The following is a 12,967-nucleotide window of genomic DNA, read 5'->3' on the forward strand; positions in this document are numbered from 1 at the left end:
AATTGGAGGAATTTCTTATGGCTATAGGTCATTATGATCTTAAAAGAACAAAAAACAAGCAGTATTACTTCAATTTAAAAGCATCAAATGGTGAAGTTATCCTTACCAGTGAGATGTACACCACCAAGGCAGCAGCGAATAAAGGAATTCGTTCTGTCCAAGCAAATTCACCGGCAGAAAAAAACTTCGAAATCAGAGAAAACAAATCTGGCAAGTCCTATTTCGTGCTGAAAGCGAGAAACTATCAAGTTATCGGCATCAGCGAATCTTTCGATAACGAAGTCGCGGTCAAAAAAGGCATTCAATCTGCGATTAAACATGGTTCTAGCGACAATGTTCGAGATCTGACAAAGTCAGAATGATATTTTTTCATAATAAACCGCACCTTATCAGTTGAAAGTTACTGTCAATTGATAAGGCGCTTTTCATCGATCAATAGAACCGAACATTTCATGCTAATAAATTTGTATCCCCAACAAATTAAGCGTTAGAATCCCCCGCCTTATCCTTACTTTTTATAGTGAAAACTAATCTCAACTCAAATCGAGAATTTTTTAACCATGTTTACTCCAGAATTACTCTCCCCTGCCGGTTCGCTGAAAAATATGCGCTATGCTTTTGCCTATGGCGCAGACGCTGTATATGCTGGTCAACCACGTTACAGCCTGCGCGTTCGTAATAATGAATTTAATCACGAAAACCTGGCACTCGGCATTAAAGAAGCTCATGAGCTTGGTAAACGCTTTTACGTTGTGGTCAATATTGCTCCTCACAATGCCAAACTGAAAACTTTTATCCGTGATCTAAAACCAGTCATTGATATGGGACCAGACGCTCTCATTATGTCTGATCCCGGACTGATCATGATGGTTCGTGAAGCTTTTCCTGACATGGAAATTCATCTTTCCGTTCAAGCTAACGCGGTTAACTGGGCAACAGTAAAATTTTGGCAACAAATGGGGCTGAGGCGGGTCATTCTTTCCCGTGAGCTTTCTCTGGATGAAATTAACGAGATTCACCAGCAGGTTCCCGATATGGAACTGGAAGTTTTCGTACATGGTGCATTGTGTATGGCCTATTCTGGCCGTTGCCTGTTGTCCGGCTACATTAATAAACGAGATCCCAATCAGGGAACCTGCACTAATGCCTGCCGTTGGGAATATCATGTCCAAGAAGGCAAAGAGGATGATATCGGCAATATTGTGCATATGCATGAACCTATACCGACAAAAAATATCGAGCCAACATTGGGAAAAGGCACACCAACAGATAAAGTATTTACGTTCGAAGAAGCAAAACGCCCTGGTGAATATATGTCAGCTTTCGAAGATGAGCATGGTACTTATATCATGAATTCTAAGGATTTACGCGCAGTTGAGCATGTTGAGCGATTAACTAAAATGGGCGTTCACTCTTTGAAAATCGAAGGACGGACAAAATCCTTCTATTATTGTGCTCGCACAGCACAAGTTTACCGCCGAGCCATTGATGATGCCGTTGCAGGAAAACCTTTTGATCCAACTCTGCTAACAACGTTAGAAGGACTCGCTCACCGCGGCTACACCGAAGGATTTTTACGCCGTCATACTCATGATGCTTATCAGACTTATGAATACGGTTATTCGGTATCCGATACGCAACAATTTGTTGGTGAATTTACAGGTGAACGAGTCAATGGATTAGCTGAAGTTGCTGTAAAGAATAAATTCATGATCGGAGATCATCTCGAATTAATGACGCCATCAGGCAATATCCAGTTTACATTGGAAGCAATGCAGGATAAAAAAGGCCAACCAATGGAAGTTGCGCCTGGGGATGGGTATATTGTCTATTTACCAATGCCTAAACAAATTGATATTAATTATGCCTTATTAATACGTAATCTAAATGGTATTAATTCTCAATATGCTCAAACGAACCGAGACTCAGACAAATAATCATCAATATCCCCTCTTTATGATGATATATTTCTTTTTTTAGAAACAGATCACATCAATACTATTTTATTTACCGTAGTATTGCTGGCGAAAAATAAAAAATTAAAAAAGTTTTACAGTAAGACTAGGAACCACCTCCTTGGCCGGCTCAATCTCCCTTGAGCTGGCCTTTTCTTTTTTCCTCCCAGAAATAAAATCAACAAGTTACAAAATTCATTTACATGATTAATTAAATAGATAAATTTAACTATTAAATCGATGAATATTTATATTAATCTGTTTCTTATACCTACATCTTAATAAGAGAATATTTCTACTTATTGAAATATCACACTATCTAAAGAAATGTAATTAAAATTTTCCACTGTTCAACAATTCAGGAAACTCATCATATTTAGACCAAATATTATACAATTTGATAGAATTAATCAGGTGAAAATTATGAGAACAGATAATTACAATTTACTTATTGTTAAAACTATTAGTTCAACATTTAGCTGACTATACCAACTTAACAACCAAAAATGGATTTTGATTTATATACCCACAATATGAACAAGGGGAAAATAGCCAAACCACCCCAGAACTGATAAACAACAGCGCAGTACATGTTGCGCTCCTATAAAGATGAAATTTAATCCCACGATAGGAGCTACTCAGTAAACCAAAAAACTATAAAAACGCATTTTTACACCAGATCAACATGAAAAATATCATCTAACAATAACATCAGGAGAAATTAGCTTAGCGAGTAACAGCAATAGACATTCAACCTTCATCTATCAAGCTCTCAACCTGTATCAATAGATCCAATAACTTTATAAAACATCGTTTGTAAACAAGTTACTACAGAAGAAATGTAATAAGAAACTACTCTTGGCAAATGGAATAAACCGAAATGTCACTATTGACACTAAAAACATGAGAAATTTTCCATCTGTGATAACATCAAATTATATTGATGTGTTTTCTAATCAGTTAATTAATTGATGAGTACAAGGCAAAACTAAAAATTTAGCATAATTATTATTTTATATTATTATTACTTTTACGAAAGAATAAATAACTATATTGACTGTTGCTTACAGGATTATGTAGATAAAAAACATTGATGCCAAAAATGGTTATTTATCATATATAATACCGCAACTTGGTTATAAATAAACTGACAAAATATAAAATTATTCACATGAATAATTAAAATCAATTAAATCTATATCAATAGAGAAATAAAAACATGAAAAAAATAACCTTACAAAATTCATGAAATAATAGAAAAACATATTATATCTTCGTGGAAAATTCATATAATAAAATAACCAGTTTAGCTATAAAAAGAGAAAAATATAAAGAATGACTTTATTTTTCGGTTGATTAAATTAGGAAGGAAACACAATAACTCAATATTAATCAATGAGTTATTTATTGAAAATAATAAATCCATATTAGTTTTTTCTCTAAAAGCATCCAATAATCTTATCGATCCCATCCAACAACATTGTAATATTATAAATCAATAAAAAACAATAATGAAAAAATTCACTCTTGCAAAAATAAAAATCCGCCAACATAGATAAAAACCCACAATAACAAAATTATTTCTTTTTTTTGATATTAACAAAGAAAAACAGTTAAATTTATAACCTAAAATCTATAGAGATAAAAAACGCTCAAATAAATAATAAATTTTTCCAAAATTTCGCAGAAAAAATTACATATAACCAAGCCATGATAAAAACATTTAATTTTTGAATAATAGAACCCAAGAAAACATTAACAAAATCAATAAAGAAGAGCAATTTAACTATGTTTAACTATATTTAACCACATTTAACCATATTGATATTTAAATTTATCAATACTAAATCAATATCGATGTTATAAATACAGTAAATAATTTATTCTTTATCAGTATTAAATCTCATACACCTATTTATCTTATCCTAGAAAATTGTTTGTTAGCAAACGATAAGAATTACGAGAATACATAATCCAGCACATAAAGATCTTATGCTTTCGCCTCCATATTCCTTAAAGGAATGGTAATGTCATTTTTTCGCTAAATAGCCACTTTTCAGGTAATAAAATTCTCTTTAACCTCCCACCTGAAGCGATCCACTACCACTTCCCTCTCAATACAACTTGTTATCCTAAAAAGGATAAATGACAATCAATAGCATCTTTTCATAACTGGAGTAAAACATGACTGATATCGCTAAGTTGTTGGGCAAAGATGCGGACAGTTTATTGCAACATCGTTGTAGTACCATTCCGAGTGAAAATCTCTATCTGCCAGGTTCCGATTTTGTTGACCGCGTAATGATCGACAATAACCGACCCAATACGGTTCTGCGCTCCATGCAAACATTGTTAAATCATGGTCGTCTTGGAGGCACTGGTTATTTATCTATTTTGCCGGTGGATCAAGGCGTAGAACATTCTGCCGCCGCCTCTTTTGCAGCAAACCCACTCTATTTCGATCCAAAAAATATCGTTGAACTGGCTATTGAAGCCGGCTGTAACTGTGTTGCCTCTACTTATGGCGTGTTATCCGCTGTTTCTCGTCGTTATGCTCATAAGATCCCATTTCTGGTTAAACTGAACCACAATGAAACACTAAGCTATCCCGCTCAATATGATCAAACTTTATATGCCAGTGTTGAACAAGCATTTGAGATGGGTGCCGTTGCCGTTGGCGCAACGATTTACTTTGGCTCTATTGAATCACGGCGTCAAATTGAGGAAATTTCAGCCGCCTTTAAACGGGCACATGAATTAGGCATGGTAACCGTATTGTGGGCCTATCTACGTAATTCTGACTTCAAAAAAGAGGGAGTAGATTATCACTCCAGTGCGGACCTAACAGGTCAGGCTAACCATTTGGCCGTCACTATCGGTGCCGATATCGTTAAACAGAAAATGGCCGAAAATAATGGCGGCTATACTGCAATTGGTTTTGGTCATACTGATAAACGTGTTTACACTCATTTGACTAGCGATCATCCTATCGATCTGGTCCGTTATCAGCTAGCTAACTGCTACATGGGCCGCGCCGGTATGATTAACTCAGGTGGTGCATCCGGTAATAATGATTTGAGTGACTCAGTTCGCACCGCTGTCATTAATAAACGCGCAGGCGGTATGGGGCTAATCCTCGGTCGTAAAGCGTTCAAAAAATCCATGAAAGAGGGTATTGAACTGATTAATGCGGTTCAAGATGTCTATCTAGATAAACAAGTGACTATCGCGTAAATAAAGCTTGTCGCCGGTGATAATGAGTAGATAGTAAGTGTCGCTGCCAACGTTGAGTTATACTACTCTCACAGCGTAAACACCTTACTCTTCTTACTCATCATCACTTTCTCACCAAATCCCAAAAACACCAATCAGCTATTCTCACCACCACTGATGAAAATGGTGCACAGGTCCAATGCCTTTTCCTACATCTAACAAGTCCGCCTGTTCTAACGCCGCCTGGAGGTATGATTTGGCAACAGGCAGGGTTGTCTGCCAATTCGAGTAACGAGGACGCAAAGCAGCCAATGCAGCGGAGAGCGTACACCCTGTACCATGTGTATGACGCGTATTGATTCTGGGCGCAGTAAAACGCCATTCTCCCTCAACAGTAAACAGCCAATCAGGGCTTTCATGTTCTGCAAGGTGCCCGCCTTTCAGTAAAACGGCTTCACATCCTAACGATAATAATTCACGCCCTTGTTTTTGCATGTCTATTTCGGTTTTTGCTACAGAGCATTTCAATATCGCTGCGGCTTCCGGCAAATTTGGGGTAATCAACGAAACCTTCGGTAATAATCGTTCAACAACCTCGGAAACCGCTTCCGGCACGAGCAACGGATCGCCACTTTTCGCAATCATTACCGTATCCAATACAACATAAGGGACGGAATAACGACTTATTGCGTCGGCAACAACGGCAACGTTGGCTGCATTAGATAACATGCCTATCTTAGCGCTATCAATTCTGATATCTGACAACACAGATTCAAGCTGTGCCGCAACAAAAGTGGGATCGATATCATAAACAGATTGCACACCACAGGTATTTTGCGCCACAAGCGCAGTCATTACTGTAGTGCCATAAGCACCAAGTGCAGAGAAAGTTTTTAGGTCAGCTTGAATGCCAGCACCACCACTAGGATCAGTACCGGCAATTGTCAGTGAATTAATTCTTATCATAGTGCCCCTTCCAACCAGCAAAAGAAGAGCAAGTATCAGGAAAAGACACCATGACTTCCCTACGCTGGCATTATCCAGATCAGGTATTACGGGTTCATCTCAGCTCAGTAAAGAACGCCCCGAGTCAAAACAAAAACACCCTATCAGAAAACCAACAGGGTGATATCGGTATGTCATTGTTGCCAGTAAAAAAACCAATCAGACAACAAATTTACTTCGTCAATCCAAAATGATCGACAAAAAGAAGTTATGCTGTAGTGACGTTTGCCGCAGAAGGACCTTTCTGACCGTCCTGAATTTCAAACTCAACTTTTTGGCCTTCCGCCAGAGTTTTAAAACCTTCGCTCTGAATAGCGCTAAAATGTACAAACACATCTTTGCTACCATCAGCAGGAGTAATAAAACCAAAACCTTTTGATTCGTTGAACCACTTTACAGTACCAGTGATTTTTGCCATTTTAAGAATTTCCTTTGGATCACTTAATTCTAATTCGCCGTTTCGGCGCAACATAAAAACTAGAGCAAGTTACTGCTATTAACAGAACCGTATAACAGAACCGTACCTCGTTTACCCGAACGATTTATCACATATTCTTAATATGATGGCAAGCCATTTTTTATCAGCTATGGAGCTAACGCACATATTTAAAATTCTTAACAACATTATTGTTTAACATAGCTGCAAAAATTTGAAAATCCAAGGTTATCCTAATTAGCTTACAGTTTATCCACTCAACAAAACCCCACATAACATAAATAATACTAATTTATTTTGCCTATCTTATTATTAGATTTTTTATATCTATAGTATGTTCATAGAGACCAATCTCTACTGTTTGGGTGAAAGAAAAAGTCAACACATTCCCAATATTAGTCAACTAAAATATCAGTATTAAATATACCCAGTTAATACCTATCACATCTTAATATTAATTTTTCGTTTAACTTTTATTGAAAATAGCAAGAGTAGAATTCCTGAATTTAGATGTTTGTCATATTTTACGTGATGCACAGGATCTTCCCAATTTATGTCGTCGGGAAATTGGAGCAATAAATAATGAAGTTTAATTTAACCGCAGCCTATACCCTATCAGCTACTCTTTTAGTCTCATCTGGAACAGTGTTTGCAGCAACGGCAGATACCGCTAATAAGTCATTAGCAACGACTGAATCTCATACACCAATCGGTGGTAGCAACAATTCAGGTAGTTTATGGGAAAAATTCAACAATAATATCGCCCTCACTTGGGATGCACCCAACAATGAACTTTATCTGCCGGTAATTACTTGGCATAACAGACATACCTACGATAAAGAGAAAATCGATAGATATAATGAGCGGCCTTGGGGTTTCGGCTATGGGAAATATCGTTACGACGAGGACAATGATTGGCATTCCCTTTATGCAATGGCTTTTATGGATTCTCATAACCGTTTGGAACCGATCGTTGGCTATGGATTCCAGAAAATGTGGATACCCGGTAAGTTAGATGGTTTTCGAATGGGAATTGGTTTCACTTTAAGCGTTACAGCTCGTCACGATTATTATTATGTCCCTATTCCACTCCCATTACCGTTATTCTCCATAGAATACGATCGGTTATCGCTGCAAGGGACATATATTCCCGGCACATATAATAATGGTAACGTCCTCTTCGCCTGGCTACGTTGGCAATGGTAACGGGATAAAAAATACCAGGCTGTGTAATATCAGCCTGGTATCTTTATAGCGATAACCCAGATATATGTTATCCCTGCTCCTGTGCTCTCATTTTATCACGGCGGGAACGAGACATTAAAAACCCGATCCATAACACTCCCACCCAGAATGGCATCAAGATGACTGAAATACGGATGCTATCCATCATCAAAATAATGACAAGTATAAAGGCAAGGAAAGCCAGACACAGATAATTACCGAATGGATACCAGAATGCCTTAAATGATGGCTCTATTCCCTGTTTAACTTTTTCCGCCCGGAATTTTAAATGCGCCGTACAGATCATGACCCAATTAATCACCAACGTTGTTACCACCAGTGCCATCAATAATTCAAATGCTTTACCCGGCATTACATAATTAATCAATACACCAATGGACGTTGCCAAAGCAGACATGACAATGGCTCTGATAGGCACACCACTCTCATTAACTTTTTTCAGCATCCCAGGAGCATTGCCTTGCTTTGCTAAACCGTACAACATCCGGCTATTACAATACACACCGCTGTTATAAACGGATAGTGCGGCAGTTAGGACAACAACATTCAGAACGTTAGCCACCCAGAAACTATCCAGGTTGTGAAAAATCATAACAAATGGGCTTTCACCTTCAACGACATTACCCCACGGATAAAGCGACAACAACACGGTCAAAGAGCCGATATAGAAAATCAATATCCTGTATACCACCTGATTGGTGGCCTTAGGAATGCTGATACGCGGATTTTCCGCTTCTGCTGCGGTAATACCCACCAGTTCCAATCCACCAAAAGAGAACATAATCACAGCCATTGCCATGATTAGGCTGGTGATGCCATTAGGCATAAAGCCGCCATGTTGCCAAAGGTTAGTAATGCTGGCCTGAGGTCCGCCATTTCCGCTAACTAACAAGTAAGCGCCAAACACAATCATACAAATAATAGCGGTCACTTTAATGATGGAAAACCAAAATTCTGTTTCACCATACAATCGGACATTAATTAAATTTACTGTATTGATTAAGACAAAGAAGATGGTTGCAGAAACCCAGGTTGGAATATCAGGCCACCAGTAGTGGATATACATTCCCACAGCCGTTAATTCAGCCATACCGACCAGAGTAAACATCGCCCAGTAATTCCAACCTGATAAAAATCCGGGAAAATCCCCCCAATATTTATACGCAAAATGACTAAACGACCCCGCTACAGGCTCCTCGACCACCATCTCTCCTAGCTGACGCATAATCAGAAATGCAATAAAGCCTGCGATAGCGTATCCTAAAATTACGGAGGGACCTGCCATTTTTATGGTTTGTGCAATACCGAGAAATAACCCAGTCCCGACAGCCCCCCCTAAAGCAATAAGTTGAATATGCCGGTTTTTTAAACCGCGTTTAAGTGTTGACCGCTGCGATTGTCCTGCCATCTTGTCCTCTTGATGCAACTTCTATCTTGTTATTAGTGGGAAAACAACCGCTTCCCATTATCTGCTTTATTCAAAGCAAACAAAACACTAGCTTTAACGGGTGGATATTGAAGATATATGTTAGCACAGATATACGACGGGAAAATGGCTGATGAGTATCAGCAACTAATCAGAAAGGCAGATATCGAGTCACCGAACAAATACCTGAATCAAACTTTTCCCCTTGATCACAATAGCTATCCAAAGCTAACAGGTACAAGAACAGACATATTCCAAGTAATGCTAAGATTGCAATGGTTTTTTTTATGTCCAATTCTATTTCCTTTAAGTTCGGTTAGAACGCAATACGTTAAGAATAAAGTTGGAAAATGATATTTTACAACAATGAAACAAGAAAAATATTCATCCTGTGCTTTCATTGCGAAAAAATCGTACCAGCAACAGTATGCATGCTAACAACATATCAGAACACGTTTAAACAAATACTAACTATGTGGATTCTATTCACTATAACAAAAAAATCAATTGTCACATTCAGTTACAATCAAATCGTTATGTCAAGGCTTTGTCATCTTTAGAAAAAGTTGTGTATACTTCCTTTCATTTTCAACCAGAACAAAATTGTTAATGCCACAGGATAATCACTTAGCACTTGTATGCGCTCTCAGCAAATGGATTGAGAATCACCTTGGCCGGGTAATCCACCTGGAAGAGCTGGCAACTTACTCCGGTTACTCGCTTTGGCACATGCAGAAAATATTCAAGGAAGTCACCGGAATTTCTCTTGGCAAATATATCCGCCAGCGACGCTTGGCCGGCGCTGTTCATCTTTTAAGAAACAGCTCTTTGCCTATTTTTGATATCGCCTTAGATTTCGGCTTCGGCTCTCAGTCTCATTTCACTTACATGTTCCGCAAAGAATATGGCATAACGCCCTATGATTTCCGGCAGAATCCAGATATTGAGCTCGAAGTTAAGCTACCTCTGCATTTCGCTACCAATTGTTCGTGACACGATAATCAGAGAACGTTGAAACAGGCAATTATCCAACCAATGCAGCCGTGCTTTCCGGTGAAAGACAAAGAGCTTCAACCTTTGTGTTCTGATTTTTTATTTGATGCCAGACACAATATTTCCCTTAACAAGGCTCTCTGGGTTTCATGGTTAGATGGACAGAGAGCTCTGCTAGCGGCACTAGGTTTCCGTTAACATAAATTTGAAAAACGGATAAACCTGATGCTAGTATCTTTGATATTTCATCCCTAATATCTTCATCTAACGGCTATCATCTGGCTTTAGTCGCTAACCAACAAACAATTGATCCTATGGTAACCATTAGCACTCCTTGCCAAAATGAAAAAGAGAGTGCCGTGCTAAGAAACAATGATGAAAAAGCGGTAGAGATGATCGGCGTGAAATAAGACAATGTAGCCAGTAATGCAACATGTCCCCTGATGATCGCAACGGTCCAAGCTGCATTCGCCACTCCCATAACCGCACCGGCAAACAATAATATGCTGACACTACGCAGATTTATCACCATTTCAGGAGGAGATGTAAAAAAATATTGAATCCATAATGCAAAAGCCGTCAGGATAAAAAATAACGACATGCCATTCTTACCTGCCGCCATTATTTTTGTAATGTTACAATACATCGCCCAAATAATTGCTCCCGCAAAAGCCAGCCCATAGCTTAACGGATTGCTCTGGATATTTCCTACCATCTGTCTGAGTGACCAGCCATTATCACCACTCATCACCCAACCGATCCCCAGAATAGACAATAATAAACCAGGATATAACCACCAGTTCACTTTCTGCTTATTAATCATCACTGTGAGTAAAACAGTAAAACCTGGCCATAGGTAGTTAACCATACCCAACTCAATTGCTTGAGCACGATTATTAGCAAAGCCTAATGCAAGTGATAAACAGATTTCATAACTGACAAACAATAGACTGCCAAGCCACAAATAGATTCTGGGGAAAGCGCTGACTTTTGGAAAGCCAATTAGCAGAATCAGAAAAATTGATCCAACAGTATAAATCAGCGCTGCGCCACCTACAGGCCCAAAATCTTCACTTACACTTCTTATCAATCCAACGATTGTACTCCACAACACAATCGCCAATATTCCATACAGAGTTGCTTTGTGTTGTTCGATCCTTGTTTTCACAGCTATTCCCATATTTATTCTTATTCTAGTTCTCTGTCATACTGAATCAAATAAATCAGTACCAGAATGATAGTGACAAAAAAATGGAAAGCATTAGATACGCCGTTCCACTGTGTGGACATCCACATCCCAAACCATTCACCACCAATTGACATGAACGCCACCTGCCAAGTCAAGAACCCCAAGGTCAGGCCAGCTATCGCAATAGTCTTCTTTTTATTAAAGACAGCAGCGTTAGATTTTAAATTCACCAGTAAATGAATACCACCAATCCAACATAACACTGCCGTTAAAGTTTCTAAAGAAATAATAACGATATAACCAATGTGGTGTAGCACCGGTGAATGAATTGCACGATAGGTAATAGTTGCATCTGGGAAAATGGTATCCATCATTAATACATGCTGTACAAATGCGAAATTAGTCGCATAGTCTGTGATATTGCCAAAAGCAGCTAATGTAGCAAACAAAGCTACTGCAAAAATCATCAAGGTTTTAGATAAGCGGATAATCATTTGTCAAGTCCCCACATAATGGTTTAAACACCCAAAAGATCATAAAGGATAAAAACTATCATATAATTTAACAATCATCACCTTATTTCCACATATTTAATCATAAAATTACTTTTAAAATATTCTCATCTAATATCTGATTTATATTTTTCTGTTCATACTATCGTTAGATCAGTTATTATCTGTCCCATTGTTATTTACCTGACGATTATTTATGGACGATTCTCTAGTTAGTTCAATAAAAAGCTATTTCAGCCAAAAATTGAGTAGAAAAGATTATATTATTAGCTTTATTAAAATAACCGTTATTTTAGGAATATTGATCTTTCTCTCAAGTTATCTAGCAGAAAACAATTACGCAGCGCACATGAAATATGAGTTATCCGTGTGGTTGTATATGATCTCTATTGGCCTATGGGCAATGTGCTCCTTCGCTACGGTTTACTATTTAATCATGAAAACAGCTTACAGATTCAATGACATGGGGCTATATGGCTGGCTAATCTCTATTTTTATCTACCTGTGCAGTGTGTTACCAAACTACTTTCCCGACAAAATAATAATGTATTCACCCTTTATCAGCCTAATTGGGATTATCCTGGCATTTATTCTGCCAAAAAGGAGAAACAATAATAAAAAATAATATTTTCTCCATATCGCAAAAATTTCATTTAATCTGACTATTACTTAAGATAGTAATAGTCATTATAAAATAAAGCGACGATTATTTATATACACCCTATGGATTTCAAGATGCATCGCGACGGCAAGGGAGTGAATCCCCGGGAGCATAGATAATATAGATAACGATGTGACCGGGGTGAGCGAGTGCAGCCAACAAAGAGGCAACTTGAAAGATGACGGGTATACACTGAATATTTTATTACTTAGCCATAACCTTACTTCTTTCTCTATAGGAATAATAATGAAAGCCACCTAATGTTAAAACAGTGATAACAGGAAAGATGTGATCAACAACTGTCGAGGTAAGGCTGTTATTACAGGTTAAAA

Annotated in this window: 12 protein-coding genes and 1 riboswitch; of the genes, 6 read left to right on the top strand and 6 right to left on the bottom strand. The window is 37.9% G+C overall.

Going from position 1 to position 12,967, the window contains the following annotated elements:
• Positions 1-17 precede the first annotated feature (17 nt).
• The 3 genes from EAE91_RS09565 to fbaB all read left to right on the top strand — a co-directional run bounded on the left by EAE91_RS09565 (position 18) and on the right by fbaB (position 5,189).
• Positions 18-362: a YegP family protein gene (locus EAE91_RS09565; protein WP_214088288.1), complete on the top strand. Its 345-nt coding sequence runs from the start codon at positions 18-20 to the stop codon at positions 360-362.
• Positions 363-560: 198 nt separating this feature from the next.
• Positions 561-1,937, top strand: coding sequence for a prephenate-dependent tRNA uridine(34) hydroxylase TrhP (gene trhP, locus EAE91_RS09570; protein WP_214088289.1), 1,377 nt, complete (start codon positions 561-563; stop codon positions 1,935-1,937).
• A 2,202-nt stretch (positions 1,938-4,139) separates the two neighbouring features.
• On the top strand, positions 4,140-5,189 hold the full coding sequence (fbaB, locus tag EAE91_RS09575; RefSeq protein ID WP_214088290.1) for a class I fructose-bisphosphate aldolase: 1,050 nt from the start codon (positions 4,140-4,142) through the stop codon (positions 5,187-5,189).
• A gap of 144 nt (positions 5,190-5,333) precedes the next feature.
• Here fbaB and thiD read toward each other — a convergent pair whose 3' ends face one another.
• Positions 5,334-6,134, bottom strand: a complete 801-nt coding sequence (thiD, locus tag EAE91_RS09580) for a bifunctional hydroxymethylpyrimidine kinase/phosphomethylpyrimidine kinase (RefSeq protein WP_214088291.1) — start codon at positions 6,132-6,134, stop codon at positions 5,334-5,336.
• Positions 6,135-6,173: 39 nt separating this feature from the next.
• Positions 6,174-6,266, bottom strand: a riboswitch (TPP riboswitch).
• 115 nt (positions 6,267-6,381) lie between these two features.
• Complete coding sequence (gene cspE / locus EAE91_RS09585; protein WP_036781809.1) at positions 6,382-6,591, bottom strand: transcription antiterminator/RNA stability regulator CspE; 210 nt, start codon at positions 6,589-6,591, stop codon at positions 6,382-6,384.
• 600 nt (positions 6,592-7,191) lie between these two features.
• Here cspE and pagP point away from each other — a divergent pair.
• Positions 7,192-7,815 (top strand): lipid IV(A) palmitoyltransferase PagP, encoded by a 624-nt coding sequence (gene pagP, locus EAE91_RS09590; RefSeq protein WP_214088292.1) that lies wholly within the window; start codon positions 7,192-7,194, stop codon positions 7,813-7,815.
• Between the two features lie 67 nt (positions 7,816-7,882).
• On the opposite strand, the gene EAE91_RS09595 is transcribed toward pagP, so the two are convergent.
• Both EAE91_RS09595 and mgrB read right to left on the bottom strand, forming a co-directional pair.
• Entirely contained in the window at positions 7,883-9,262 is a 1,380-nt protein-coding gene (locus EAE91_RS09595) for an amino acid permease (protein WP_214088293.1), read from the bottom strand.
• 169 nt (positions 9,263-9,431) lie between these two features.
• Positions 9,432-9,575, bottom strand: a complete 144-nt coding sequence (gene mgrB, locus EAE91_RS24745) for a PhoP/PhoQ regulatory lipoprotein MgrB (protein WP_214088294.1) — start codon at positions 9,573-9,575, stop codon at positions 9,432-9,434.
• 314 nt (positions 9,576-9,889) lie between these two features.
• Here mgrB and EAE91_RS09605 point away from each other — a divergent pair, with 314 nt between their 5' ends.
• A complete protein-coding gene (locus tag EAE91_RS09605; protein ID WP_049581156.1) occupies positions 9,890-10,273 on the top strand; it encodes a helix-turn-helix domain-containing protein in 384 nt (127 codons plus the stop codon).
• Positions 10,274-10,547: 274 nt separating this feature from the next.
• Here EAE91_RS09605 and yddG read toward each other — a convergent pair whose 3' ends face one another.
• On the bottom strand, positions 10,548-11,453 hold the full coding sequence (gene yddG / locus EAE91_RS09610; RefSeq protein WP_244868759.1) for an aromatic amino acid DMT transporter YddG: 906 nt from the start codon (positions 11,451-11,453) through the stop codon (positions 10,548-10,550).
• 8 nt (positions 11,454-11,461) lie between these two features.
• Positions 11,462-11,956, bottom strand: a complete 495-nt coding sequence (locus EAE91_RS09615; RefSeq protein ID WP_036781798.1) for a DUF2165 family protein — start codon at positions 11,954-11,956, stop codon at positions 11,462-11,464.
• Between the two features lie 214 nt (positions 11,957-12,170).
• On the opposite strand from EAE91_RS09615, the gene EAE91_RS09620 reads away from it, so the two are divergent.
• Positions 12,171-12,599: a DUF805 domain-containing protein gene (locus EAE91_RS09620; protein ID WP_214088295.1), complete on the top strand. Its 429-nt coding sequence runs from the start codon at positions 12,171-12,173 to the stop codon at positions 12,597-12,599.
• Positions 12,600-12,967: the final 368 nt, after the last annotated feature.

The organism is Photorhabdus noenieputensis (genome assembly GCF_018448935.1).
Lineage (GTDB): Bacteria > Pseudomonadota > Gammaproteobacteria > Enterobacterales > Enterobacteriaceae > Photorhabdus > Photorhabdus noenieputensis.